The 25,310-nt window shown below is 50.7% G+C and carries 24 protein-coding genes; 7 read left to right on the top strand and 17 right to left on the bottom strand.

The features are described from left to right. The first annotated feature begins 90 nt into the window (after positions 1 to 90). On the top strand, positions 91 to 690 hold the full coding sequence (locus tag D9738_RS00120) for a YiiQ family protein (protein WP_130259283.1): 600 nt from the start codon (positions 91 to 93) through the stop codon (positions 688 to 690). Between the two features lie 107 nt (positions 691 to 797). Then, positions 798 to 1,565, top strand: coding sequence for a triose-phosphate isomerase (gene tpiA / locus D9738_RS00115; protein ID WP_130206626.1), 768 nt, complete (start codon positions 798 to 800; stop codon positions 1,563 to 1,565). 58 nt (positions 1,566 to 1,623) lie between these two features. On the opposite strand, the gene cdh is transcribed toward tpiA, so the two are convergent. From cdh to cpxP, 5 genes are all read right to left on the bottom strand, one after another. Beyond that, positions 1,624 to 2,379, bottom strand: coding sequence for a CDP-diacylglycerol diphosphatase (gene cdh / locus D9738_RS00110; protein ID WP_130259282.1), 756 nt, complete (start codon positions 2,377 to 2,379; stop codon positions 1,624 to 1,626). Between the two features lie 104 nt (positions 2,380 to 2,483). Further along, entirely contained in the window at positions 2,484 to 3,473 is a 990-nt protein-coding gene (gene sbp / locus D9738_RS00105; RefSeq protein ID WP_130206630.1) for a sulfate/thiosulfate ABC transporter substrate-binding protein Sbp, read from the bottom strand. A 297-nt stretch (positions 3,474 to 3,770) separates the two neighbouring features. Next, positions 3,771 to 4,733 carry a 6-phosphofructokinase gene (gene pfkA, locus D9738_RS00100; protein WP_032185626.1) on the bottom strand — a complete coding sequence of 321 codons (963 nt, stop codon included), beginning with the start codon at positions 4,731 to 4,733 and terminating at the stop codon, positions 3,771 to 3,773. Between the two features lie 180 nt (positions 4,734 to 4,913). Continuing rightward, entirely contained in the window at positions 4,914 to 5,816 is a 903-nt protein-coding gene (gene fieF, locus D9738_RS00095; protein ID WP_064530279.1) for a CDF family cation-efflux transporter FieF, read from the bottom strand. 148 nt (positions 5,817 to 5,964) lie between these two features. Beyond that, positions 5,965 to 6,465: a cell-envelope stress modulator CpxP gene (gene cpxP, locus D9738_RS00090; protein ID WP_130206850.1), complete on the bottom strand. Its 501-nt coding sequence runs from the start codon at positions 6,463 to 6,465 to the stop codon at positions 5,965 to 5,967. A 148-nt stretch (positions 6,466 to 6,613) separates the two neighbouring features. Between cpxP and cpxR the strand changes: the two genes are divergently transcribed. Together cpxR and cpxA are read left to right on the top strand one after the other, a co-directional pair. After that, positions 6,614 to 7,312, top strand: coding sequence for an envelope stress response regulator transcription factor CpxR (gene cpxR, locus D9738_RS00085; protein ID WP_130206632.1), 699 nt, complete (start codon positions 6,614 to 6,616; stop codon positions 7,310 to 7,312). Continuing rightward, entirely contained in the window at positions 7,309 to 8,682 is a 1,374-nt protein-coding gene (gene cpxA / locus D9738_RS00080) for an envelope stress sensor histidine kinase CpxA (RefSeq protein ID WP_000580414.1), read from the top strand. The genes cpxR and cpxA overlap by 4 nt, the downstream gene beginning before the upstream one ends. Before the next feature lie 214 nt (positions 8,683 to 8,896). Here the strand turns inward: cpxA and yiiM are convergent, their stop codons facing one another. Beyond that, on the bottom strand, positions 8,897 to 9,571 hold the full coding sequence (gene yiiM, locus D9738_RS00075; RefSeq protein ID WP_130259281.1) for a 6-hydroxyaminopurine reductase: 675 nt from the start codon (positions 9,569 to 9,571) through the stop codon (positions 8,897 to 8,899). A gap of 153 nt (positions 9,572 to 9,724) precedes the next feature. On the opposite strand from yiiM, the gene D9738_RS00070 reads away from it, so the two are divergent. Further along, a complete protein-coding gene (locus tag D9738_RS00070; RefSeq protein WP_130259280.1) occupies positions 9,725 to 10,615 on the top strand; it encodes a dihydrodipicolinate synthase family protein in 891 nt (296 codons plus the stop codon). A 55-nt stretch (positions 10,616 to 10,670) separates the two neighbouring features. Here the strand turns inward: D9738_RS00070 and kdgT are convergent, their stop codons facing one another. The 3 genes from kdgT to D9738_RS00055 form a co-directional block, all read right to left on the bottom strand. Continuing rightward, positions 10,671 to 11,654: a 2-keto-3-deoxygluconate transporter gene (gene kdgT / locus D9738_RS00065; RefSeq protein ID WP_130259279.1), complete on the bottom strand. Its 984-nt coding sequence runs from the start codon at positions 11,652 to 11,654 to the stop codon at positions 10,671 to 10,673. A 259-nt stretch (positions 11,655 to 11,913) separates the two neighbouring features. Beyond that, positions 11,914 to 12,534 (bottom strand): superoxide dismutase [Mn], encoded by a 621-nt coding sequence (gene sodA, locus D9738_RS00060; protein ID WP_001361705.1) that lies wholly within the window; start codon positions 12,532 to 12,534, stop codon positions 11,914 to 11,916. A gap of 156 nt (positions 12,535 to 12,690) precedes the next feature. Continuing rightward, positions 12,691 to 13,431 carry a MipA/OmpV family protein gene (locus D9738_RS00055; protein WP_130206640.1) on the bottom strand — a complete coding sequence of 247 codons (741 nt, stop codon included), beginning with the start codon at positions 13,429 to 13,431 and terminating at the stop codon, positions 12,691 to 12,693. Positions 13,432 to 13,555: 124 nt separating this feature from the next. Between D9738_RS00055 and D9738_RS00050 the strand changes: the two genes are divergently transcribed. Continuing rightward, on the top strand, positions 13,556 to 14,530 hold the full coding sequence (locus D9738_RS00050) for a LysR family transcriptional regulator (RefSeq protein ID WP_130206642.1): 975 nt from the start codon (positions 13,556 to 13,558) through the stop codon (positions 14,528 to 14,530). Here the strand turns inward: D9738_RS00050 and D9738_RS00045 are convergent. After that, positions 14,527 to 15,663 carry an HlyD family secretion protein gene (locus tag D9738_RS00045; protein ID WP_130259278.1) on the bottom strand — a complete coding sequence of 379 codons (1,137 nt, stop codon included), beginning with the start codon at positions 15,661 to 15,663 and terminating at the stop codon, positions 14,527 to 14,529. The genes D9738_RS00050 and D9738_RS00045 overlap by 4 nt on opposite strands. Positions 15,664 to 15,668: 5 nt before the next feature. Continuing rightward, the gene (locus D9738_RS00040; protein ID WP_130206646.1) at positions 15,669 to 15,992 is read right to left on the bottom strand and encodes a DUF3302 domain-containing protein; all 324 of its coding nucleotides are present in this window, start codon (positions 15,990 to 15,992) and stop codon (positions 15,669 to 15,671) included. A gap of 182 nt (positions 15,993 to 16,174) precedes the next feature. Between D9738_RS00040 and D9738_RS00035 the strand changes: the two genes are divergently transcribed. Then, positions 16,175 to 16,489, top strand: coding sequence for a hypothetical protein (locus D9738_RS00035; RefSeq protein ID WP_130259277.1), 315 nt, complete (start codon positions 16,175 to 16,177; stop codon positions 16,487 to 16,489). A gap of 232 nt (positions 16,490 to 16,721) precedes the next feature. Here the strand turns inward: D9738_RS00035 and aldB are convergent, their stop codons facing one another. The 6 genes from aldB to D9738_RS00005 all read right to left on the bottom strand — a co-directional run bounded on the left by aldB (position 16,722) and on the right by D9738_RS00005 (position 25,062). Then, positions 16,722 to 18,260 (bottom strand): aldehyde dehydrogenase AldB, encoded by a 1,539-nt coding sequence (aldB, locus tag D9738_RS00030; protein WP_130259276.1) that lies wholly within the window; start codon positions 18,258 to 18,260, stop codon positions 16,722 to 16,724. Positions 18,261 to 18,367: 107 nt separating this feature from the next. Continuing rightward, positions 18,368 to 19,663, bottom strand: a complete 1,296-nt coding sequence (locus tag D9738_RS00025; protein ID WP_130259275.1) for a Fic family protein — start codon at positions 19,661 to 19,663, stop codon at positions 18,368 to 18,370. 119 nt (positions 19,664 to 19,782) lie between these two features. Then, the gene (yiaY, locus tag D9738_RS00020) at positions 19,783 to 20,934 is read right to left on the bottom strand and encodes an L-threonine dehydrogenase (RefSeq protein ID WP_130259274.1); all 1,152 of its coding nucleotides are present in this window, start codon (positions 20,932 to 20,934) and stop codon (positions 19,783 to 19,785) included. A 189-nt stretch (positions 20,935 to 21,123) separates the two neighbouring features. Continuing rightward, entirely contained in the window at positions 21,124 to 22,968 is a 1,845-nt protein-coding gene (gene selB, locus D9738_RS00015) for a selenocysteine-specific translation elongation factor (RefSeq protein ID WP_130259273.1), read from the bottom strand. Next, entirely contained in the window at positions 22,965 to 24,356 is a 1,392-nt protein-coding gene (gene selA / locus D9738_RS00010; RefSeq protein ID WP_130206662.1) for an L-seryl-tRNA(Sec) selenium transferase, read from the bottom strand. The genes selB and selA overlap by 4 nt, the downstream gene beginning before the upstream one ends. A gap of 97 nt (positions 24,357 to 24,453) precedes the next feature. After that, positions 24,454 to 25,062 carry a glutathione S-transferase gene (locus tag D9738_RS00005; protein WP_130206664.1) on the bottom strand — a complete coding sequence of 203 codons (609 nt, stop codon included), beginning with the start codon at positions 25,060 to 25,062 and terminating at the stop codon, positions 24,454 to 24,456. Positions 25,063 to 25,310 lie beyond the last annotated feature (248 nt).

The raw sequence follows: 25,310 nt of genomic DNA, 5'->3' as shown, positions 1-25,310 counted from the left end.
TGATGGTTGTCTTTTCCAGGATTCTACCCTTTTGACAAGGGAGACAGATATCGTTTTAATCGGAGCCAGTCATAACAAAAGGTACTGTCGATGAAGCCAGGGTTTACGCTGTTTTTTCTCTTATGTTCTGCATCAGCCGTTAGCACAACGGTGCATGCACAAACACCAGGTACGGCGACCACTGCGCCCTATCTGCATGCTGGCGCCCCTACCTTCGATCTCTCCATCAGCCAGTTTCGAGAAAACTTTAACAGCCAGAACCCCAACCTGCCACTGAACGAGTTTCGCGCCATCGACAGCAGCCCCGACAAAGCCAATCTGACTCGCGCCGCCAGTAAAATTAACGAGAACTTGTATGCCTCTACGGCGCTGGAGCGTGGCACTTTAAAAATCAAAAGCATTCAAATTACCTGGCTACCAATCCAGGGACCAGAGCAAAAAGCCGCCAAAGCAAAAGCTCATGAATACATGGCGGCGGTGATCCGCACACTCACCCCGCTGATGACCAAAACACAAAGCCAGAAAAAGCTACAGTCGCTCCTTACTGCGGGGAAAAACAAACGTTATTACACAGAGACAGAAGGCGCACTGCGCTATGTTGTCGCGGACAACGGCGAAAAGGGACTGACCTTCGCTGTTGAACCGATTAAGCTGGCGCTATCTGAATCGCTTGAAGGGTTGAATAAATGACAAAAAGCAAAGCCTTTCCAGTGATGAATCTCTATACTGTTTCACAGACCTGCTGCCCCGCGGGGCGGCCATCTTCCTTTATTCGCTTATAAGCGTGGAGAATTAAAATGCGACATCCTTTAGTGATGGGTAACTGGAAACTGAACGGCAGCCGCCACATGGTTCATGAGCTGGTTTCTAACCTGCGTAAAGAGCTGGCAGGCGTTGATGGCTGTGGCGTTGCAATCGCGCCACCAGAAATGTACATCGATATGGCGAAGCGTGAAGCTGAAGGCAGCCACATCATGCTGGGTGCGCAGAACGTGGATCTGAACCTGTCCGGCGCATTCACTGGTGAAACCTCTGCTGCTATGCTGAAAGACATCGGCGCACAGTACATCATCATCGGTCACTCTGAACGTCGTACTTACCACAAAGAGTCTGACGAACTGATCGCGAAAAAATTCGCGGTGCTGAAAGAGCAGGGTCTGACTCCGGTTCTGTGCATCGGTGAAACCGAAGCTGAAAACGAAGCGGGCAAAACTGAAGAAGTTTGCGCACGTCAGATCGACGCGGTACTGAAAACTCAGGGTGCTGCGGCATTCGAAGGTGCGGTAATCGCTTACGAACCAGTATGGGCAATCGGTACTGGCAAATCTGCAACTCCGGCGCAGGCTCAGGCTGTTCACAAATTTATCCGTGACCACATCGCTAAAGTTGACGCTAACATCGCTGAACAAGTGATCATCCAGTACGGCGGTTCTGTAAACGCGTCTAACGCCGCAGAACTGTTCGCTCAACCGGACATCGACGGTGCGCTGGTTGGCGGTGCTTCTCTGAAAGCTGACGCCTTCGCAGTGATCGTTAAAGCTGCAGAAGCGGCTAAACAGGCTTAAGTCTGACTGGTGCCGGATATCGCATCCGGCACTTAGCTTTCCTCAACAACTCCTCGCTTTAACGCAAAATCTCACACTGATGATCCTGAAGTTCCTCGGCTGAAGCACGATTCAGCGTCAGCAGATTGCGCTGCGTCGCCAGCAATACAAACGAGTTATCACTCTGCCGCACCATCGCCAGCGCGTAACTGCCCATATGTTCCCGTGCCTCTGGCACTTCTTCTGCCAGCATCATAAACGGACTCCGTTTTACCAGCTCGCTTTCAGTTACCCTACGTGCCAGATATTCATGCCCACGCAGCCCACCGGGCAGCGGTAACCAACGGGTGCTGATATTCGCCAGATTATTATCCAGTTGTTCGCGCACATCAGGACGAATACAAGAGATATGAATATGAAAATGGTTTTGCGTGCGCCCGGTACGGGAGTTAATCGCCAGAGATACCGCGCGATCGGGGACTGGCTGGCCGTATTTTTTGCTCATAAAATCACGCGCCTGCCAGGCTAACCAGAAGAAATTAGGCGTTGAAGGATCGGTTAACAATGGACTTTCAGTGCCGTTAATACGATACGTTGGCATCAACAAATATTGCAGAGGACCGTTGAGGTCTTTTAAAACCACATATCCGGCATTGGGTTTGACTTCCGCACATGGCGAAGGGTTTTGGTTTTGCTGCTGGTTGGGTAAACATTGCTCAAGGGCAATCTGGCGCAACGTGTCCGACTCTTCACCGGTCAATTTCCAGTAACCAATGCCTGTAGCAGCAACAGCGATAACCATCATCGCTAAAAAAAGAAGACCTGCTTTTTTCATCTTTTTTTCCCTGTACCTCAAAGAGATGCAAGGGTAACGCAAAATCGTGACAAATAAAAAACCCGGTCGCGAGATGCCACCGGGTCTGATTGCCTTCAACAAAATTAACGTTTGCTGATTTGGTCAAACGTGCCGCCGTTAGAGAAATGCTCTTTTTGCGCTTTCGTCCAGCCACCGAACTCTTCATCAATGGTGAATAACTTCAGCTTCGGAAAGGCATTTTCATATTTTTTCGCTACCTGAGGATCGCGCGGACGATAGTAGTTTTTAGCCGCAATCTCCTGGCCTTCTGGCGAGTAGAGATAGTTCAGGTAAGCTTCCGCCACCTCTTTAGTGCCTTTTTTCTCTACCACTTTATCGACAACTGACACCGTAGGTTCTGCGAGAATAGATTCGCTCGGCGTGACGATTTCGAATTTATCTTTCCCCAGTTCATTCGCCGCCAGCAGAGCTTCGTTTTCCCAGGCAATCAGCACGTCGCCAATGCCGCGCTCAACAAAGGTATTCGTTGAACCGCGCGCACCGGAATCCAGTACTTCGACGTTTTTATACAACGACTGCACGAATTCCTGCGCTTTTGCCTGATCGTTGTTGTTGTGATGCAAGGCGTAGCCCCAGGCGGCCAGGTAGTTCCAGCGAGCACCACCAGAACTTTTCGGGTTCGGGGTGATCACCGAAACACCAGGCTTAATCAAATCGTTCCAGTCGTGAATCTGCTTTGGATTGCCCTTGCGCACCAGGAAGACAATGGTAGAAGTATAAGGTGCGGAGTTATCCGGCAGACGCTTGATCCACGCTTTATCGATACGACCACGTTCAGCAATGGCATCCACGTCATAGGCTAGCGCCAGCGTGACGACATCAGCTTCTATGCCATTGATTACCGACGTCGCCTGTTTACCCGAACCGCCGTGCGACTGGCGAATCACCACGTTATCGCCGGTTTGCTGTTTCCAGTGGGCGCTGAAGGCTTTGTTGTACTGCTCGTACAGTTCGCGCGTTGGATCATACGAAACGTTAAGAAGCTGAATATCCTTTGCCATAACGCTGGTCGCTGCCAGTAATAAAGTTAACCCTACGCCCCACTTGTTCATCGCCCGGCTCTCTTATGTTGTGTTGTGATGAACAAAGCGTGCCAGAAAGGGATTCAAACATTAAAGAATAAAAAAAGATTGGCTATAACTTGCGGGTATATATAGGGGAGTTAAAAAGGCGGAAGAAATCCGCCTCATATTGCTGACAAAGTGCGCTTTGTTCATGCCGGATGCGGCGTGAACGCCTTATCCGGCCTACAAAAGCTTGCAAACTCAATAGATTGAGCGAAGCGCATCAGGCATTTTTGCCTCTGTCATCGGTTTCAGGCTAAAGAAATCTGCCTTTTTCCGAAATCATTAATACAGTTTTTTCGCGCAGTCCAGCCAGTCACCTTTGAACGGACGCTTCATGTTTTCGATAGCATCGATGATGTCATGGTGAACCAGTTGTTCGTTCTGAATACCTACGCAACGACCACCGTAGCCTGCCAGCAGCAGATCGATAGCGTAAGCCCCCATACGGGAAGCCAGAATACGGTCGTAAGGTACCGGGGAACCACCACGCTGGATGTGGCCCAGCACAGTTGCGCGGGTTTCACGGCCAGTTTCTTTTTCGATGAAATGAGCCAGCTCGTCGACGTCACACATATGTTCAGTGATCGCCACAATCGCGTGTTTTTTACCTTTCGCGATACCGGCTTTGATTTCGTTTACCAGATCGTCACGGCTGAATTCAACTTCCGGAACCACAACGAATTCACAGCCACCAGCAATAGCCGCAGCCAGAGTCAGATCGCCACAGTAGCGGCCCATCACTTCCACCACGGAAATACGTTGGTGAGAAGAAGAGGTGTCACGCAGACGGTCGATAGCTTCAACAACGGTGCTCAATGCCGTGAAGAAACCAATGGTGTAGTCAGTACCTTTGATGTCGTTGTCGATGGTGCCCGGCAGGCCGATGCACGGGAAGCCCATTTCGGTCAGACGCATTGCCCCCATGTAGGAACCGTCACCGCCGATAACCACCAGCGCGTCGATACCACGTTTTTTCAGGTTTTCGATAGCCACGGCGCGGATGTTCTCGTCGCGGAATTCCGGGAAGCGCGCAGAACCGAGGAATGTACCACCACGGTTGATCATGTCAGACACGCTGTAACGGTCTAGCTGTACCATACGGTCTTCATACAGACCCAGATAGCCGTCATAAATACCCATTACTTCCAGACCTTCTGTCAGCGCAGAACGAACAACCCCGCGAATTGCGGCGTTCATGCCTGGCGCATCACCGCCGCTTGTCAACACACCGATTTTCTTAATCATGACTACCTCTGAACTTTGGAATGCAAAATGAAATCTGTTGCCGGAAGTCTTCTTGCACATCGAAGTGATCCAACGAATGTACAAATAGTATAACAATCACTTCCTGCTGAATTGATTCAGGTCAGGCCAAATGGCGGTATTTTATACACAAAATGCGGGTCTGGCTCTCTTTTGTACGGATTATGAAAGCGTAGACCGTTTACTCTCCCTGGGTACGACAGAACAAGGATCCTGATGGATAATCACATCTGAACCCGGAAAACGCCGTAAAATAGCCTGCTCTACCTGATCCGCCACCATATGTGCCTGAACCAAAGGCAGAGAGTCTTCCATTTCCAAATGAATCTGAATAAAGCGGGTCGGCCCTGACTGCCGCGTGCGAAGATCGTGAGCGCCGCTAACTCCCGGCCAGGAAGTCACGATATCAATAATTTCCTGTCGTTCGCCATCGGGCAGCGCGCGATCCAATAATGACTGGACCGCCTCATACCCCATGCGTAACGCGCTATATAAAATATAGATGCCGATTCCCAAAGCAAACAGGGCATCAGCACGATGCCAGCCGTACCAGGACAATCCCAGCGCCAGCAAAATCGCGCCGTTCATCATAACATCAGACTGATAATGTAGCATATCTGCCCGCACTGCCTGGCTTTGCGTCCGGCGAACGACCCAACGCTGAAACGAGACAAGAATAATCGTACAAATTAGCGCCACAATAGTCACGATAACCCCAACACCCGGGTCTTTCATCGGTGTCGGAGAAACCAAATGCTGAATACCGGTCAAAAACAGGAACAGCGCGGAGCCGGAGATAAACATACTTTGCGCCAGCGCGGCGAGCGATTCAGCTTTACCGTGACCAAAGGAGTGATTATCGTCGGCAGGTTGCAGTGAGTAACGCACGACCAATAAGTTAGTTAATGACGCACCGATATCCACCAGCGAATCCACCAGCGCAGCGAGAATACTCACTGATCCGGTATACCACCATGCAAAAATTTTAATCAGTAATAACAGCGAAGCCATCGCCGTTGCAGCAATCGCTGCCCGACTGACCAGCTGCCCATAAGATTGATTCATAAATACTCCCGCTATCAACTGACGGTAGTATAACGGATGCAAATCATCTGCAATGCATCAAGTAACAGGCAAATTGCGGATAAAAAAAACCCCCACATCATGTGGGGGAAGACAGGGATGGTGTCTATGGCAAGGAAAACAGGGTTTACTACTGGGAACGTGAGTTGCTACTACTCAATAGCTTCAACGATGAACTTTTTTGCCATTGCGTCACGTCGCGCAACTGTTCCATTCGTTGTTGATGTTTCTTGTTTAAAACCGCTTGCTGCTCCGGCGTTAACAGGCGATACATTTGGTTGCGGACTTTTGCCATCTCAACCTGACGAGCTATTTGCTCGTTCGCCATTTTTTCTGCCTGTGCGCGCACAGCGTTTTCATCAAAATTTTCTGCGGTGACAAGGCGATGCATTGTCTCCAGTTCGCTAACATTAACAGGTGGCTGTTCGTGCCGGGCCTGTTGCATAAGATCTCGCATCTGCTGACGCTGATGTTCGGTTAAACTTATGCCGTCGAACATATGGCTCTGCGTACTGCGCTGCGTAAGTTCTTCTCCCGGATGCCAGTTATCGCCTGAACCGACTTCAGCAGCGTGGCTTAATGAACTGACTGCCAGCGTTGAGGCCATGACGGCAGCGGTAACTATGCGCATCATTTGCTCCCAAATCTTTCTGTCGCGATTCAACGATAGAGAGTTTACGATTCAGGCTGCAAACATGCGTCAGGGGGTGTAAAACAACGTAAAGTCATGGATTAGCGACGTCTGATGACGTAATTTCTGCCTCGGAGGTATTTAAACAATGAATAAAATCCTGTTAGTTGATGATGACCGAGAGCTGACATCCCTGTTAAAGGAGCTGCTCGAGATGGAAGGCTTCAACGTGATTGTTGCCCACGATGGGGAACAGGCGCTTGCTCTTCTGGACGACAGCATTGATTTACTTTTGCTTGATGTGATGATGCCGAAGAAAAATGGTATCGATACGCTGAAAGCGCTTCGCCAGACACACCAGACGCCAGTCATTATGTTGACGGCTCGCGGCAGTGAACTTGATCGCGTCCTCGGCCTTGAGCTGGGTGCGGATGACTATCTCCCGAAACCGTTTAACGATCGTGAATTGGTTGCACGTATTCGCGCGATCCTGCGCCGTTCGCACTGGAGCGAGCAACAGCAGAACAGCGATAACGGTTCGCCAACGCTGGAAGTTGATGCCTTAGTGCTGAATCCAGGCCGTCAGGAAGCCAGCTTCGACGGGCAAACACTGGAGTTAACCGGTACTGAATTTACCCTGCTCTACCTACTGGCGCAGCATCTGGGTCAGGTGGTTTCTCGCGAGCATTTAAGCCAGGAAGTGCTGGGCAAACGCCTGACGCCTTTCGACCGTGCTATCGATATGCATATTTCCAACCTGCGTCGTAAGCTGCCGGATCGTAAAGACGGTCATCCTTGGTTTAAAACATTGCGTGGTCGCGGCTATCTGATGGTTTCCGCTTCATGATAGGCAGCTTAACCGCGCGCATCTTCGCCATCTTCTGGCTGACGCTGGCGCTGGTGTTGATGCTGGTTTTGATGTTACCCAAGCTCGATTCACGCCAGATGACCGAGCTTCTGGATAGCGAACAGCGTCAGGGGCTGATGATTGAGCAGCATGTCGAAGCGGAACTGGCGAACGATCCACCCAACGATTTAATGTGGTGGCGTCGCCTGTTCCGGGCCATTGATAAGTGGGCGCCACCAGGCCAGCGTTTATTACTGGTGACCACTGAAGGCCGCGTGATCGGCGCTGAACGCAGCGAAATGCAGATCATTCGCAACTTTATTGGTCAGGCCGATAACGCCGATCATCCGCAGAAGAAAAAGTATGGTCGCGTGGAACTGGTGGGTCCGTTCTCCGTGCGTGATGGCGAAGATAATTACCAACTGTATCTGATTCGCCCGGCCAGCAGTTCTCAATCCGATTTCATAAACTTACTGTTTGACCGCCCGCTATTACTGCTGATTGTCACCATGCTGGTCAGTACGCCGCTGCTGTTGTGGTTGGCCTGGAGCCTGGCAAAACCGGCGCGTAAGCTGAAAAACGCTGCCGATGAAGTTGCCCAGGGGAACTTACGCCAGCATCCGGAACTGGAAGCGGGGCCACAAGAATTTCTTGCCGCAGGTGCCAGTTTTAACCAGATGGTGACCGCACTGGAACGCATGATGACCTCCCAGCAGCGCCTGCTTTCTGATATCTCTCACGAGCTGCGCACGCCGCTGACGCGTCTGCAACTGGGTACGGCGTTACTGCGTCGTCGTAGTGGTGAAAGCAAGGAACTGGAGCGTATTGAAACCGAAGCCCAGCGTCTGGACAGCATGATCAACGACCTGTTGGTGATGTCACGTAATCAGCAGAAAAACGCGCTGGTGAGCGAGACAATCAAAGCCAACCAGTTATGGAACGAAGTGCTGGATAACGCGGCATTCGAAGCGGAACAGATGGGCAAGTCGTTTACGGTTAACTTCCCGCCAGGGCCGTGGCCGCTGTACGGCAACCCGAACGCCCTGGAAAGTGCGCTGGAAAACATTGTTCGTAATGCTCTGCGTTATTCCCATACGAAGATTGAAGTGGGCTTTGCGGTAGATAAAGACGGTATCACCATTACGGTGGACGACGATGGTCCTGGCGTTAGCCCGGAAGATCGCGAACAGATTTTCCGCCCGTTCTATCGTACAGATGAAGCGCGCGATCGTGAATCTGGCGGTACAGGTTTGGGGCTGGCGATTGTCGAAACCGCCATTCAGCAGCACCGTGGTTGGGTGAAAGCGGAAGACAGCCCGCTGGGCGGTTTACGTCTGGTGATTTGGCTGCCGCTGTATAAGCGGAGTTAAACTCCGCTTTTGTAGATCGGATAAGGCGTTTACGCCGCATCCGGCGTCTGAGCATGATGCCTGATGCGACGCTGATAGCGTCTTATCAGGCCTACTCTCTACTACGCAAAGGGCAGCATTTGTGGCCAGATAAGACGTTTACGCCGCATCCGGCATTTGAGCATGACGCCTGATGCGACGCTGGCCGCGTCTTATCAGGCCTACTCTCCGGGGGCTATTTTCCCCACAACCGCCGTGAATTATCTTCAATCTTGCCGCTAAGTCGGCGTTTCTGCATCGTCCGCGTCCAGCTTTTCGATAGCCCGGCTGCGGAAAGCAAGCGGTGATACTGCTCATCATCAAACGGCATATGCCATGCGATGGCGGCAGCCTCTTGCACGGTCACATCGCTAACGCGGGAAACCAACTCCAGCGGCGCATCAGCAGATACCAGCCCCGACGCAATCACGCTATACAGCCAGCCGACTTTACCCGTGTTTTGCATCAACTGAGCTATATCACTGATATCAAAGTGGTAATTGAGTTTGTAGCACGGAGAGCGCGGCTGGGTGACCTGAATCAACGCCTCTCCCCAGCGGAAAATATCGCCAATATAAACATTACTTTCCGTCAGGCCGTCGGTTGAGAGGTTTTCACCAAAAGCTGGCGCAACAAACAACTCTGCCTGTTCCGGAAATTCCCGCGCCCAGTAGAGATAATGCTCGCGAGGATAATGACACAGCGCCCTGTCCGGCCCACCGTGAATCTTTTTCTCTGCCTGTTCGTCGCCTTCCAGCCCCAGTTCTGTCAACATCAACTCGCCATCGACCTGCATTTTCGCAATTGCACTTGGACGGCTTTCCGGATAATCCCGAATTTTGCCTACGTATACATCAACTGGATATCGCATCTGTTCCCTCTCCACCGAGAAATTTCCCCATTAGACCATATTTATTTTACGTCAGGCGCGCAAAATGAGAGCACGGTTCACATGACAAAACTGTAGACATGTTATCAATGAGATGTTTTTTGAAACACCATTTCATTATGAGGAGTTTACCGCGTGGCTGATAAATTACAGTTTTCTGGCGTCTGGTGTCCTTCCATCACGCCGATGGATAAAGACGGGAATGTAGACCTTAACGGACTGAAGCAGCATCTGCAGCGACTCACTGACGCTAACATCGATGTGATATTGCTAATGGGAAGCATTGGTGAGTTTGCCTCCTTCACCCTGGAAGAGAGGCTCATGCTTATTCGTGAAGCACGAGCCATGAGCAAGCTAAAAATGGTGGCCAACGTCTCGTCCACATGCACGCATGATGTACTGATTATGGCGCAAGAAGCTTATCGCACGGGCTATGATGCAGTGATGATCCTCCCACCTTATTACTACGGCCAGACGGCGAAGCAATTATTAAGCTATTTCCGCCATCTGGGTCGCGAATTACAGGGCAAATGGTTCGCATATAACTTCCCGGCGCGGACCGGTTGTGATTTAACCCCTGACCTGGTCGCCACACTGGCGAGTGAGTTTCCTGAGTTTGCCGGAATTAAAGATACTGTCGATTGCCAGTCACACACCCGCAGCATGATTCAGGCAACTCAGGCTGTGCGTCCTGATTTTGCGGTGCTTTCGGGGTATGACGAGTATTACATTCCTAATTTGCTGGCTGGCGGCGCGGGGATAATCTCTGGCTTAAATAACGTTATGCCGGAGCTGTTTGTCGAAGCCCGCGAAGCCTTCAAACGCGGCGACCTGGCAGCTTTACAAGATATTCAGCAACAGATCGGCACTTATATGTCCATCTACGCCATCGGTGAAGATTTTGTCACCACCATCAAGACGGTGGTATCACGTAAGTTTGGTTACTGCACAGGTGTGTCGCGCAATGCCGGTGGGGAGTTAACAGAAAGCGAATGTCGGACGATTGATGAGGTATTTGTTATTTAAGGTAAAACGCCGGATGAACGTCAATTCATCCGGCGATGATATGGAATAAGAGAGGTTATTTCACCGTACCCAGAATTTCGATCTTCGCCACTCTGGCTTTGGCTTTACGTGACCAGACAGAGGTAAGAATTGGCACCAGAATCGACGTCACAATTACCGCCGTCGCCACCAACGAAGTTGCCGCAGGCGCCATCGGTTTAAAGGCCGGGATCATTTCCGCAATCAGTACCGGCGTTGCCACCGCGGCCCCGGCAGAACTGGAGGCGGCAATTCCGGCAGTGCCATCGCCACCGCCAATCAATTTATCGGCAATAATCAACGGAATACCGGTCACGATAATCACCGCCACACCCAACAGGATCCCCAACAAACCTGTCTGGGCAATCACGGTTAAATCAATGGTATTGCCCAGCGCGAAGGCAAAGAACGGAATCAGCGTCTGCACCGCTTTGCTAAAAAACTCGCGCAATTCAGAATCAAGGTTCCCCAGCGCGAACCCCACCAGGAACGGCAACACTGCGCCAACGAAAACATGCGGTTCAAACGAAGCAATCCCGGCGGTTCCCAGAATAATCATCGTCATTAGCGGACCAGATTCCAGCGACATCAACACAAATGCCCCGGCCTCTTCTTTGGTGCCGTACTGTTGCATGATAGAGGCATACAGACCGCCGTTGGTCATGTCCATTGCCGCCACCAGCGCCAGCGTTGAAAGCCCGGCAAAAAATCCAACTTCGACACCGTGCTCAGGAATAATGCGCGAAGCAATGGCCGCAACCACCCACGCAACGGCAATTTTGGTTACCACCAGCGTACCGGATTTACGCAACACTGTTCCCGTCGCGCTTAATTTGATAGACGCCCCCATGCAGAAAAACCACACCGCCAGGATAGGCACTGTGCCAGTAATCATCCCGTTAGTGAATGATCCAAAATATTTCCCCGCCCCCGGCGAGAAAGTATGACACAGTGCGCCAAGGAACAGCGGGATGAGCATCATCCCCCCCGGGATTTTCTCTATCGTGCGTTTTATCTGCATTTCCATCACCTGTTGGCATATTTTTATAGGCTGATGCGAAGTTCCTTAACGGAGCATCAGTGTTGATGGAAACGAAGATAGACATTCATCATGGCAATAAAAGTGATCAACACCACACCAATTGAAACGTCGTTTTAATTTTATAGGATCATTGTTTTTCTTTTGAAATTGATCACAAAAAAACCACCGTTATGCACGATGGTTTGTTTTTTATGCTGACAAGAGGCGTAAACGCCTCATTGCAGCAGGCAAGATGCGATTATTTTTTCGCCGCGAAACGTGCCGCAGCTTCATCCCAGTTCACTACGTTCCAGAACTCTTTGATGTAGTCCGGACGACGGTTCTGGAATTTCAGGTAGTAAGCGTGTTCCCACACATCCAGGCCCACAATCGGGAAGCCGGAAGCGCCAGAAATGGCTTCGCCCATCAGCGGGGAGTCCTGGTTAGCAGTAGAAACCACCGCCAGTTTATCGCCTTTCAGCACCAGCCATGCCCAGCCGGAACCAAAGCGGGAAGCTGCCGCTTTTTCAAATTCTGCTTTGAAGTTATCAACGGAACCGAAATCACGTTCGATAGCCGCTTTCAGATCGCCCTGCAGGGTGGTGCCTTTTTTCAGACCTTTCCAGAACAGACTGTGGTTAGCGTGACCGCCAGCGTTGTTGCGCAGAACGGTTTTTTTGTCTGCTGGCAGCTGGTCCAGTTTGGTGATCAGTTCTTCAACCGGCAGGTTAGCGAATTCTGGCAGGCTTTCCAGCGCCGCGTTGGCGTTGTTGACGTAGGTCTGATGGTGTTTGGTGTGGTGGATTTCCATGGTCTGCTTATCGAAGTGCGGTTCCAAGGCATCGTAAGCATACGGCAGGGATGGCAGGGTATAGCTCATATTCATCTCCAGTATTGTCGGGCGGCCGATTGTTAATGCCGCGTAAGCAGTTGGTTCATTATAGTTAATTAAATGATATTGAAAATGATTATCAATGCCGTACTTTTCATAGGGGAATGCCCGAGATGATTCCGGTCAGCTTTTCTACCCAGTCAATTAAAAACGCCAACTCACGCCGGTGACAAAAGTAAAACTTTCATTACGGTCAATCATTGGGCTGTTAGTAATCTCTTCTGGCAGCTCACTGTATCCGGCACTCGCCATTAATACGACGTGTTCTCCGATGGGGTATTTTGCCGTCAGGCTGACATAAGGCACCCAGGCATCTTGCGCGGTATAACTCGCCAGACCGCTGCGACGAGACTCGCTCTCTGAAATGCCATAGTAATAGTCACTGAAATTCTCGTCATAATAGAGAACGCCAAGAGCAGGTGTCAGCGACAGGCGACCTATCTGCATTTTGTGGAATAACGATAACTCACCTACCCAACCGTTACTGTTATCCAGAACATCAGCTGCCGCAGAAGCTTTCACGGTCCCCCAACGCTCATGGTGATACCAGGCAACTCCCGCCATTGCCGTACTGTCACGCTTATCGAGTTGTTGCATAGCATGGTCGTCATTATCGGCAGGATCAAATTCCAGCGGCATCCAGGATGCAGTCAGGCTAAGTTCATTTTTTTCACTTTGCGACAGAATAAAACCCAACGTCGTCTGGCGGACATAAAAAGAATCGCCCTCATAACTGATCAGCGGAATTGCTTTGGTATTTTCATTATAACCGCGATAAGGCGATTCATTATAAACTGCGCCAGCACCAACAGATAATTCTGCGGCAGTTGCACTTGCCATAAAAGGCATAAAAAATAACGCCACAATATTGCGGTTAATTAACATGTCCGACATTCCATTTTAAATTAAGATAAAAAAGAGTCGGCATAGTAATACTTACAATTTCTCCGGTGCAAGATTCATATTTATATAGTAATATATAAAATTATATATAAATTGGACTGTTGCGATGACAAAATTACAACTCAAGTACCGGGAGTTAAAAATTATCTCGGTAATCGCTGCCAGTGAAAATATCAGCCATGCTGCCACCGTGCTTGGCATCGCGCAGGCCAATGTCAGTAAATATCTTGCTGATTTTGAATCAAAAGTGGGCTTAAAAGTCTTTGACAGAACCACACGGCAATTGATGCTGACGCCTTTTGGAACCGCGCTATTACCGTACATTAATGATATGCTCGACAGAAACGAGCAGCTTAATAATTTTATTGCAGATTATAAGCATGAGAAACGTGGTCGGGTTACCATCTACGCACCAACTGGCATTATTACCTATTTATCCAAACACGTTATCGACAAAATTAAAGATATCGGTGAAATCACCTTATCGCTAAAAACCTGCAATCTTGAGCGCAACGCCTTTTATGAAGGTGTCGAATTTCCCGATGATTGTGATGTTTTAATCAGCTACGCGCCGCCAAAAGATGAATCGCTGGTTGCCAGTTTTATTACGCAATATGCAGTAACCGCCTATGCCAGCCAAACTTATCTTGAGAAACACCCCATTAGCCGACCAGACGAACTTGAACATCACTCCTGTATTTTGATCGACTCGATGATGATCGATGACGCGAATATCTGGCGCTTCAACGTCGCCGGAAGTAAAGAAGTACGTGATTATCGTGTTAAGGGAAATTACGTCTGTGACAATACTCAGTCGGCGCTGGAGCTGGCGCGAAATCACCTGGGGATAGTGTTTGCGCCAGACAAAAGTGTGCAGAGCGACCTGCAAGACGGCACGCTGATCCCCTGCTTTCAGCAACCGTATGAATGGTGGCTGGATCTGGTGGCTATCTTCCGTAAACGGGAATACCAGCCCTGGCGGGTCCAGTATGTGTTGGACGAGATGCTGCGTGAAATTCGCCACCAGCTTGCCCAGTCGCAGCAACTGCGGCCTGAACAAGCGGCGGAAAACAAAGATTAGTGGTCGAGATAAAGGTAATGCACCCAGCTGGTCATGCGTAACAGCACTTTGCGCATAACCGAAACATGGCTGAAATGATCGGAATAGACCGCCACCTGGGCGTAAATACCGTCTGGTAATGCGCTCAAATCAGTATGCTCATCCAGCTCAATGGTCGCGATAACGCCATCAGAACCTGCTGCTGTATTTAAGGACTGTAAAGTGCCGGTCGACTGATAAGCCCCGCCGGGAACGGCTGGACTAATGGCAGCCAGCTTACCGCTGAAGACCTTACCTGGCAGGGCATTAAACACCACTTCCGCATCGTCGCCAGGAGCCAGTCGCAGCAAGGAGTTCTGGCGGAACTGCGCCACGATTTGTCGTTTCTGATCGGGTATAAACACCATTACCGGACGCAGCGGCAGCGACGCGGCATACGTTCCTGGACGAATCAGTACCTGAGTCACGTAACCGTCGCTCGGCGCACGCACTACCGTCTGCTCAAGGTTATATTTTGCTTCCGCAAGCTGCGCTTTCAGGCTGGCGATTTGAGAATGTTCCCCCAACACCAGGCTATCCAGTTGACTCTGGATCTGTTTTTGTTCCGCCGCCGATGACTTCACTGAGGCTTCCTGCGCCAGATAGTTTTGCCGCGCCACATCGATATCCCGTTCTGAAAACGGATTTACTTTCGCCTGGCTGCCGCGTGCGTAACGCTGGTACTCTTTGGCAAATTTATCCCGTGTGGCCTTTGCCTGCTGGGTATTCGCCGCCATCTCATCTAACTCTGCCCCCAATGCCCGCTGTTTATGTTCTGCGGTGACGATATCCGCCATCAGCCGATCCACCCGCGCCTGATAACGCGTCGGATCCAGTCGAAATAGCACTTCGCCTTTTTTAATCAGCGTATTTTTCTTGTCCGTCACTTCAATTACTACACCCGTCACCTGCGGAACAACCGGAATGGAAATAACCGCTTTTTGCGCTTTAAAGGTGTATGGATGGTTATAGTTCATTAATAGAATTAAGCCGCTGACAATAAATATGCCACCCAGTGCCGCAGTAGGGATGGTCCATTTATTCACGGGAATTTTAAAAATCTTAAACATTGCCCATGCGAAAGCCACATAGGTCAAAATAATCAGTAAATCCATAAATATTACTCGGCAGAAGGAGCTTTCATGTCGGCGAGCTGTTTCTCCAGCCCGGCAATGCGCTGTTGCAGTTGCATAACGGATGAATCATGGCTTTGCATTCCCCATCCCCGCTCCGGGCGGTAAAGCGTGGCCCAAATCCACAAAAAGGGCCAGATAACGTGCAGCGTAAACAAACTCACCCAACCGGCAACATGAATGGCATCGGCATGAGGATGGTTGCGTTTTTTCGCAATCAGGTAGGGAATATCATGTAAAATAATAATCCCATAGAAGATCACCAGAAATACAAAAATAAGCACTCCCAGTGCAAAATAATCCAGGAACATATTTTCCTCAGAGAATATAAAAAAGAACAATTAACGCATATTATGAAATGCCATGATGCAGTGCAATTTCCTTATTTATATAACGACATATTGTTTTTTATATACTTTCTGAAATGTGCTGCCTGGCTTTTAAACAGGTCGAGGCTTATCATATTGAAATAATGGAACTATTGGCCAAACTAATGAATAACTCCAGTAAAACATCCACAGTACAGATTAAGCGTATTAAACCTTCAATTATCTACCGTTTATTATTGATTGGTCTCGGAACACCAATGGTGATTTACGGCCTGGTTTGCGGCGTTTTAGGCATGTTTGGCTACGATCAGGTCAGATGGAACGACACCGTAATCCACGGCCTGCTGGCCCTGCCCGCAGGAATGCTTGCAGGCCTGTCAGTCAGTGTGTTCCTCACCGTGATGATTGGCACTATCGCTTGTTTTGGTTTGTGGTTGTACAGCCTGGTTCGCCCGCTCACCATCGAAACGCGAGATTAAACTCCTGGCAAAACACACCCCAGAAATGCACTTCTGTTGGCGTAGTCTGGGTTATTGCGCACGTAGGTTTAAAACGTAAATTGTAACAACGTGCGCTTTGTTTATGCCGGATGCGGCGTGAAGGCCTTATCCGGCCTACGGTCAGGTGTAAAAATATGCCCCCCCGTAGGCATGATAAGACGCGCAAGCGTCGCATCAGGCAATGAATACCCGATGCGATCAGTTTCTTACATCAGAACAGCCCCAACGGTTTATCCGAGTAGCTCACCAGCAGACACTTGGTTTGCTGATAATGCTCCAGCATCATCTTATGGGTTTCGCGTCCGATGCCCGACTGTTTGTAGCCGCCAAACGCTGCGTGTGCCGGGTAGGCATGATAACAGTTGGTCCACACGCGCCCGGCCTGAATGCCGCGCCCCATCTTATAGGCCAGATTGCCGTTACGACTCCAGACGCCTGCACCCAGGCCATATTGTGTGTCGTTCGCCAGCTCCAGCGCCTCGTCCATCGTTTTAAAGGTGGTTACCGCCAGCACCGGGCCAAATATTTCTTCCTGGAAAACACGCATATTGTTCTGACCAAACAGGATAGTCGGTTCAAGGTAGTAACCATCTTTCAGCTCGCCTTCCAGCAACTTGCGCCGCCCGCCGGTGAGCACATCTGCGCCCTCTTTTTTACCGATATCAATGTAATTGAGGATGGTTTCCAGTTGCCCGTGAGATACCTGCGCGCCCATTTGTGTCACGCTGTCGAGCGGGTTACCGCTACGAATACTTTCAACACGGCGGATGGCACGTTCCATGAAGCGTTCGTAGATAGACTCCTGCACTAAAGCACGGCTTGGGCAGGTACAGACTTCGCCCTGGTTAAAAGCAAACAATGCAAAGCCTTCCAGCGCCTTATCGAAAAAGGCATCTTCTTCATCCATCACGTCAGCAAAGAAGATATTGGGCGATTTACCGCCCAGCTCCAGCGTCACCGGAATAATGTTTTGCGTGGCGTACTGCATAATCTGCTGACCCACTTCTGTTGAGCCAGTAAATGCCACTTTGGCAATACGTTTTGACGTCGCCAGATATTCGCCAATTTCGCCGCCCGCACCGTTGACCACGTTCACCACGCCCGGCGGCAGTAAATCACCGACGATTTCCATTAGCAGCAGTACAGAAAGCGGGGTAAGTCGTGCGGGTTTCAGCACCACGCAGTTGCCCGCCGCCAGCGCGGGAGCCATTTTCCAGCTCGCCATCAGCAGCGGGAAGTTCCACGGGATAATCTGCCCCACCACACCTAACGGTTCGTGGAAGTGATAAGCCACGGTTTCGCTATCAACTTCACTGATCCCGCCTTCCTGCGCCCGAATACACGAGGCGAAATAGCGGAAATGGTCAATCGCCAGCGGCACATCGGCAGCACTGGTTTCGCGAATGGGTTTGCCGTTATCCCAGGTTTCAGCCGTCGCTAACAGCTCGAGGTTCTGCTCCATCCGATCGGCAATCTTAAACAGAATCGCTGCGCGATCCTGCACCGAGGTATGCGCCCATTTATCTTTCACTTTATGCGCAGCATTCAGCGCCAGATCGATATCTCGTTTGCCCGAAGACGCCACTTCGCACAACAACTGCCCGGTTACCGGCGTCAGGTTCTGGTAATACTCGCCATCGGCGGGCGCGACCCATTCGCCGCCAATAAAGTTGTCATAGCGGGTTTTTAACTTGAGGGGAAAACCATACTCGCCGGGCTTAATCTGTGCTGAAGGGGGATTGTTGGTCATGATCGTCTCCTTGCGGTGTGAGGTATAACAAGGGTAGACGTGACTGGCGAAATCTTCGCCAGTCGGTAACAGCTTTACGACGGCTATCACGAATTTACTGGCAAGGACTACAGCGGGTAATGTGCGACGTACACTACTTGCTGGTCATTAATTTTCTTCTCTTGCGCAAATCCTTCTTTAACAATCGTCCGTAAATCAGTTCGCGCTGTATTATCAGAGACGCCCAGACTCACGCTGGTTTCAGAAACTGTGTACTCTTTCCCCGGATTGGCGAGCATCACATTCAGAAGTGTCACCTGACGCGGATTTAGTCGCCTAAGCACACCAGAACTAAACAATAGGCGGTCAAGTTTTGCGCTTCGTTGCATAATTTCATCAATATGCTGCTGCCAGTTTTGCATAGCACGTTTAATGACACCCGCCTGATATTCAAGGAAATAAGTCAGATCCATACCATCTGATTCAGTGTACTGGTAGCTGGAGGCATATTTGACTGGTGCAACATGAAGCAAACGGCTGATGGAAATATATTTAAAGACATCGTAGCCCGATTTCAGCATATACCAGTAAAACAGCGCCCGACTGGTGCGCCCGTTGCCATCGCGAAATGGATGTTCATGGGCCAGCATAAAATGCAGAATGCAGGCGCGGACCAGCGGGTGAATATACCCTTCATGGCTGTTTAACCACTGGCAAACTTTTTCCAGTCGTTCCGGCAACAATGCCGCAGCGGGCGGTTGGTGCACAATATTGCCGTCATAATCGGCGATCACGACATCATCTGTTTCACGAAATTCACCCGGACGATATTTCGCGTCATTTATTCCCCCCATACCAATAGCATGTAACTGACGTATAAGCGCAGGTGTCAGCGGTTCTGTGAGTAATTGCGGAATTTCCGCCATCAGCCGGGCATTTCCCACAATCATATACTCGTCTTCAGTGCGTGGCGCCCGCCCTGTTTCCAGCATTTTTCTCGCCACCAGCGTCGTGGTATTCGCACCTTCCAGTTGGGAACTGGTAATCGGCTCTTCCAGGCGTAACTGGCTTAACTCGGCGCCCGCCCCGCGTAACCGTTCAGTCTGATCTTTCAGCGCCAGCGCGGTTGCATGTTTGTCGACAAGCTCGCACGCTTCTGCAATCACTGGCGTAATGTTGAATCCGGCCTGCTCACCCGCTTCATTGCAATAATTGATTCGCTGGATCGCCGCGTTGCGCGCCAGCCGGGTAAGCGTCCACGCCACTTCAATGTTTTCCCCTTTTTTGATGCGGTACTGCAACTCATCAAAAGGCAGATAACGTCCTTTTTCATCGGTAACCCGGTTAAAGCGTAAGTGGGCCTGGAGTTCCTCACCCGATAAGTGTGATAAAGGAATCAGTCTGGGAGGTGATTTGATAGCCATTTGCTTATCTCAAAAAAGCGCAATATTGAGATAGTGTATAGCAGACTAAAGAAACTATCTCAAAAATCGCAAATTTTGAGATAGCGGCTGACAACACGCCAGCCGCAGGAGAATGGGGATTACATTGCAGCGCGATAAATCGCCACAATTTCTTCCTCAGTTGCCTGAATCGGGTTAGTAAAGCCACAAGCGTCTTTCAGGGCATTGCTTGCCAGCTCCGGGAAATCTTCTTCTTTAACGTTCAGGTCTCGCAGACCTGCCGGGATATCCACTTTCTTCGCCAGGTCGCGAATCGCGTTAATACAGGCTTCTGCCCCTTCAGCATCATTTTTACCTGTGACGTTAACGCCCATCGCCGCGGCGCAGTCACGCAAACGTGATGCGACAACTTTACTGTTATATAACTGCACGTGCGGCAGCAGAATGGCATTACAAACGCCGTGCGGCAGATCGTAAAAGCCACCTAACTGATGCGCCATCGCATGAACATAACCCAGAGAAGCGTTATTGAATGCCATACCTGCGAGGAACTGGGCATAAGCCATTGCTTCACGCGCTTTAGCGTTGCTGCCATCTTCGACGGCTAACGGTAGATTTTCCGCAATCATGGTCATTGCTTTCAGCGCGCAGGCATCAGTAATTGGCGTTGCCGCAATAGACACATACGCTTCGATGGCATGAGTGAGAGCATCCATCCCGGTAGCTGCAGTCAGTGACTTAGGCATACCGATCATCAGCGAGGAATCATTAACCGAAAGCAGCGGGGTAACGTGTTTATCCACAATCGCCATTTTGATATGTCTCACTTCGTCGGTGATGATGCAAAAACGGGTCATTTCAGACGCTGTACCCGCCGTGGTATTAATGGCAATCATCGGCAACTGTGGTTTTGTAGAGCGGTCTACGCCTTCATAATCACGGATATCCCCACCGTTAGCGGCTACCAGTGCAATACCTTTTGCGCAGTCGTGCGGAGAACCGCCGCCTAAGGAGATCACGCTGTCGCAGTTATTTTCCTTCAACATTTTCAAACCTTCTGCGACATTCTTCGTGGTCGGATTAGGTTGGGTACCCTCATAAATAATGCTAAAAATATTGCGGTCATATAAGGCTTTTTGTACCTCTCCCGCCATACCTAATTTCGCTAGCATTCTGTCAGTAACAATTAATATACGGCGAAAACCATATTCCTCCATCATATTCAGCGCATCTTTTAAAGAATCTTCGCCAATGACATTAACAGAAGGAATAAAAAATGTGGAAGCTGCCATAACACACTCCAGAACGAGGGTAAAAGGGCGGGCAGCTTACAGAGGATTTATATTTAAAAAGTTGATCGATATTATTCTTTTTAGAATCGTATATTAAAAAAAGCACATTAGACTCATGTTCTAATGCGCTTTTTCAAAATTTATAAGACTTTTAAAGTAATTCGCATTTAATATGAATTAATCATTATCTTATTTATGCGGAAATAATAATGCGTCACGCAATAAATGATCATTTCCCCGACGACGCGTAAAACCAATGCGGTCAAAATATTCCAGAATTTGAATTGCCAGTTTTCGACCAACACCTAAGCGATCGCGGAAATCCGCCGCACAGGTCGAGCCACACTCCTGATCGAGATCGCGGATCATGTTGGCAAACTCGACAATCCGATCGTTACGGTAATAACGATCTTTAACGATCGCCGTAATTATCCCCTGCTGCGCCGCCTGCCGTAGTGTCAGGCGCATTGCCTGTTCGTCAGTTCCCGTCTCTTTTGCCAGGTCACGCACCCACCACGGCTCGTTGCCAAACAGCGGTTCCACTTTTTGCCAGATTGCTTGCTGCTCTTCGCTAAATCCCGCTTTGTGATCCGGCAGATGCAGCCAACCATGATGGCTGTGAATGTCGCCGCTTTCGCGCATCTTTTCAATCAGCAACAGCACCAGTGCTTCATCTTCCATCGGCAACGCCATGCGCCGCAGACGCTCGCGTCCTGGACCTGGTTCATCGCGATGTTGCTCATGATAAGTTGCTAATGTGTCGAGAATTTTACGTTGCCAGCGGGCGGCAACTGGAGCGCTCAACAAACTGTAACCAGCCTGAATATAGCCCGGCTGTTGCAGTAATTCGCGCATCCCTTCACCATTGAGCTGACGCGCCCAGGCGAAATCGGCAAGGTTAACCGCACCGCGCTCCAGATGAACGGTCAGTGCGTCGGCATCGCTTTGTGTGCGTGCCAGTGACGCCAGCCATTGCAGATATTCCGGCTTACGTTTACCGCGACGCGGCGGGTTAAGCATCACCACCCGCGCCCCCGCCAACGTGTTACGGGCAGAGATATCGCGCAGCACCAGGCGATCGTTATCCGCCAGCCACAGCGGCGTGTCGAACACCAGCTCGGCAAGGTTATCTTCCAGCAGCGAAACGCGCCCCGTAACGTGGCTGGCTGCGTGGTGAATATGCAGCGGCTGCCACTGGGTCAGCGGCGTATGGGTTTGTAACTCGACAATCACTCGTGTGAACGGCTCTGGCGGCACATCGGCAAGCAGCCAGTCGCCACGGTTAATCTGTTCTTTTTCCGCATCACCAGCGATGTTAAGCGCGATACGCTGCCCGGCATGGGCGGTTTCAGTTGGCTGGTTTTGCGCATGCAGCGCACGCACGCGCATCGGTTTATTTACACCTGTCAGCCATAGTGAATCGCCTACCTTCACTTCCCCGCTTAACGCCGTACCAGTGACCACCAGCCCGGCACCTTTTACGGTAAATGCGCGGTCGATAGCGAGTCGGAAACTATGTTGGCTGGCGTGTTCGCGTTCCGGCAACTGAAGCAGATGTTCGCGCAGGGCATCAATTCCCCGTCCTTCGGTCGCTGCGGTGATAAACAGTTTTGCCTCAGCAAAACCGTATTCCCGCAGCACCTCCTTTACCTGGCGTTCAACCTCATCAACACGCGCTTCGTCCACGCGATCGGCTTTAGTCAATGCCACTGTCAGCATCGGGTTACCGGTAAGCTGCAAAATCGCCAGATGCTCACGGGTCTGTGCCATCACGCCGTCATCACACGCCACCACCAGCAGTGCGTGATCGATACCACCAACGCCCGCCAGCATGTTGGAAAGAAACTTTTCATGACCGGGAACGTCGATAAAACCAGGCACGCGTCCATCTGGCTGCGGCCAGTAGGCATAGCCGAGATCGATGGTCATCCCACGCTTCTTTTCTTCCGGCAGACGGTCGGCATTTACGCCCGTAATCGCCTGTAATAACGTCGTTTTGCCGTGGTCAACGTGTCCGGCAGTCGCAATAATCATTTCAACAACATCTCCAAAAACCGTTGCTCATCTTCAAGGCAGCGTAGGTCCAGCCACAGACGCCCGTCGTAAATGCGCCCAATCACCGGAATCGGCAATTCACGCCAGCGAGCAGCTAATGACTCAAGGTGGCTACCGCGTCCGTCATGAGGCGTAAACGTCAATGCCGCGCTCGGCAGACGATCCACCGGCAGCGAACCACTGCCAATCTGCGAAAGGCATGGCATAACCTGTACCGCAAACTCCGCGCCATAGTGAGCGGCAAGGGGTGCCTGCAACCGTTGCGCCTGGATTTGAATGACCTCTGCGCTGCGGGTAAGCAGACGCAGGGTCGGTAATTTTTCACTCAGTGCTTCAGGGTGTAAATAAAGACGCAACGTGGCTTCCAGCGCCGCGAGAGTCATTTTATCTGCACGTAATGCACGTTTCAGCGGGTGACTCTGCAAACGCGCGATCATCTCTTTTTTACCAACGATAATCCCTGCCTGCGGCCCGCCTAATAACTTGTCGCCGGAGAAGCTCACCAGGCTGACGCCCGCCGCAATCAACTCCTGCGGCATAGGCTCTTTTGGCAAACCATACTGACTGAGATCCACCAGCGAACCACTGCCTAAATCAGTCACCACGGGAACATCCAGTTCTTTGCCGAGCGCCACCAGTTCAGCTTCGTCTATCGCTTTGGTGAAGCCTTGAATGCTGTAATTACTGGTATGCACCTTCATCAGCAGCGCGGTATTTTCATTCACTGCCTGACGATAATCATTCGCGTGCGTGCGGTTGGTGGTCCCTACTTCATGTAGGGTGCAGCCTGCCTGACGCATGACATCGGGAATACGAAACGCGCCGCCAATCTCCACCAGTTCGCCGCGAGAAACCACCACTTCTTTACCACTGGCAGTTGCTGCCAACATCAGCAGCACCGCCGCCGCATTGTTATTGACGATACAGGCATCTTCTGCGCCGGTGATGCGACATAACAACTGCGCCAGTGCACGATCGCGATGCCCGCGTCCGGCGTCATCCAGATCATATTCCAGCGTCACCGGCAAACGCATAACTTGCGTAACAGCCTCAACCGCCGCTTCCGCCTGCAATGCCCGCCCAAGGTTCGTATGCAGCACGGTTCCCGTCAGGTTGATCACCGGACGCAGCGCGCTCTGCGCCTCTTTCGCCAGACGAGCATCAACCTCTTGCGCCCAGTTTTCACACCATGCAGGCAGCGACTGGCTGTCGCGAATCATTTCCCGCGCTTCGTCGAGCATTTGACGTAGCAACTCCACGACACGGGTATGGCCATAAGTATCACGCAAAGAAAGGAAAGAGCTATCACGCAATAAGCGATCGATAGCTGGAAGTTGACTATAGAGGGAACGCGTTTCGGTTGTCATAGGAAACCAGGCTCATCAAGGCCCTCTCGCACGGAGAAGGGCGTTTAACATAACCACGGATTGTAACGTGAGATGGGTCAGGAGGACATATCGCGCATCAAGCCTTTGGCGGTTCGGTGCGAGCGAAGCTTTCGCGGCTAAAGAGATTCTCGACCAGTTTGACTAAGTGTGGGCGGTCCACACACCAGCCCGGCGCAACGCGGCGGAAATTGAGATACCCGACGGCACAGGCAATGGCGATAGTCGCCAGATTGACTGTATCAGTTTTGAGCGTGCCATCGACCAGATATCCTTCCAGCACATCCAGGCTGCGGTTGATTTTCTCCCGCTGGCGTAACAATTCATCTTCAGACTGCTGCGCCGCCGGACGCGCCTGTTCACGCACCGACACCAGCCCGGCATCCATAATGCCATCCGCCAGCGCCTCAATTTTGCGCACTCGCAACGACTCCAGCGGATCGCGCGGCAACATCGCCGGAGCGACATTCATTAATTCAATATATTCAGCGATGATCGGCGAATCAAACCAACATTCGCCCTCTTCGGTCACCAGCACCGGCACTTTCCCTAACGGGTTAAATTGCGCCACGCCATTGTCCGCGCTATAGGGCAGTTCATTAATAAATTCGAAAGTTATGCCCTTTTCTAACAACAGAATAGAAAGTTTGCGTACAAACGGGCTGGTGTAGCTACCGACGAGTTTCATGCCGAGTCCTTTGTGCGAGGAAAAATATCAGTATGGCCTGGTGATGGGAAAAAGGGCAGAAAATGTTGATGGTTTGTTACTTCCAAATAAATCACATATTTATCATGGTGATATAAATATTTTCCTAATTGTTCTTATCTGACAGATATCTCACTTAAGGCTTTCTTATAAATCTGTAGGGTTTTGCCCGGAAGCAGACAAATAACCCAATAAAACAAGGATGAGCAGATGAGCGGAAAACCGGCGGC

This window comes from Escherichia sp. E10V5, assembly GCF_004212315.1.
Classification (GTDB): domain Bacteria; phylum Pseudomonadota; class Gammaproteobacteria; order Enterobacterales; family Enterobacteriaceae; genus Escherichia.
This window is presented reverse-complemented; position numbering and strand designations above follow the sequence as displayed.

Bases quoted from the DNA above. Each gene is read 5' to 3' on its own strand.
- D9738_RS00120 (WP_130259283.1), top strand. From the start codon at position 91: ATGAAGCCAGGGTTTACGCTGTTTTTTCTCTTATGTTCTGCATCAGCC.
- tpiA (WP_130206626.1), top strand. From the start codon at position 798: ATGCGACATCCTTTAGTGATGGGTAACTGGAAACTGAACGGCAGCCGC.
- cdh (WP_130259282.1), bottom strand. From the start codon at position 2,379: ATGAAAAAAGCAGGTCTTCTTTTTTTAGCGATGATGGTTATCGCTGTT.
- sbp (WP_130206630.1), bottom strand. From the start codon at position 3,473: ATGAACAAGTGGGGCGTAGGGTTAACTTTATTACTGGCAGCGACCAGC.
- pfkA (WP_032185626.1), bottom strand. From the start codon at position 4,733: ATGATTAAGAAAATCGGTGTGTTGACAAGCGGCGGTGATGCGCCAGGC.
- fieF (WP_064530279.1), bottom strand. From the start codon at position 5,816: ATGAATCAATCTTATGGGCAGCTGGTCAGTCGGGCAGCGATTGCTGCA.
- cpxP (WP_130206850.1), bottom strand. From the start codon at position 6,465: ATGCGCATAGTTACCGCTGCCGTCATGGCCTCAACGCTGGCAGTCAGT.
- cpxR (WP_130206632.1), top strand. From the start codon at position 6,614: ATGAATAAAATCCTGTTAGTTGATGATGACCGAGAGCTGACATCCCTG.
- cpxA (WP_000580414.1), top strand. From the start codon at position 7,309: ATGATAGGCAGCTTAACCGCGCGCATCTTCGCCATCTTCTGGCTGACG.
- yiiM (WP_130259281.1), bottom strand. From the start codon at position 9,571: ATGCGATATCCAGTTGATGTATACGTAGGCAAAATTCGGGATTATCCG.
- kdgT (WP_130259279.1), bottom strand. From the start codon at position 11,654: ATGCAGATAAAACGCACGATAGAGAAAATCCCGGGGGGGATGATGCTC.
- sodA (WP_001361705.1), bottom strand. From the start codon at position 12,534: ATGAGCTATACCCTGCCATCCCTGCCGTATGCTTACGATGCCTTGGAA.
- D9738_RS00055 (WP_130206640.1), bottom strand. From the start codon at position 13,431: ATGTTAATTAACCGCAATATTGTGGCGTTATTTTTTATGCCTTTTATG.
- D9738_RS00050 (WP_130206642.1), top strand. From the start codon at position 13,556: ATGACAAAATTACAACTCAAGTACCGGGAGTTAAAAATTATCTCGGTA.
- D9738_RS00045 (WP_130259278.1), bottom strand. From the start codon at position 15,663: ATGGATTTACTGATTATTTTGACCTATGTGGCTTTCGCATGGGCAATG.
- D9738_RS00040 (WP_130206646.1), bottom strand. From the start codon at position 15,992: ATGTTCCTGGATTATTTTGCACTGGGAGTGCTTATTTTTGTATTTCTG.
- D9738_RS00035 (WP_130259277.1), top strand. From the start codon at position 16,175: ATGAATAACTCCAGTAAAACATCCACAGTACAGATTAAGCGTATTAAA.
- aldB (WP_130259276.1), bottom strand. From the start codon at position 18,260: ATGACCAACAATCCCCCTTCAGCACAGATTAAGCCCGGCGAGTATGGT.
- D9738_RS00025 (WP_130259275.1), bottom strand. From the start codon at position 19,663: ATGGCTATCAAATCACCTCCCAGACTGATTCCTTTATCACACTTATCG.
- yiaY (WP_130259274.1), bottom strand. From the start codon at position 20,934: ATGGCAGCTTCCACATTTTTTATTCCTTCTGTTAATGTCATTGGCGAA.
- selB (WP_130259273.1), bottom strand. From the start codon at position 22,968: ATGATTATTGCGACTGCCGGACACGTTGACCACGGCAAAACGACGTTA.
- selA (WP_130206662.1), bottom strand. From the start codon at position 24,356: ATGACAACCGAAACGCGTTCCCTCTATAGTCAACTTCCAGCTATCGAT.
- D9738_RS00005 (WP_130206664.1), bottom strand. From the start codon at position 25,062: ATGAAACTCGTCGGTAGCTACACCAGCCCGTTTGTACGCAAACTTTCT.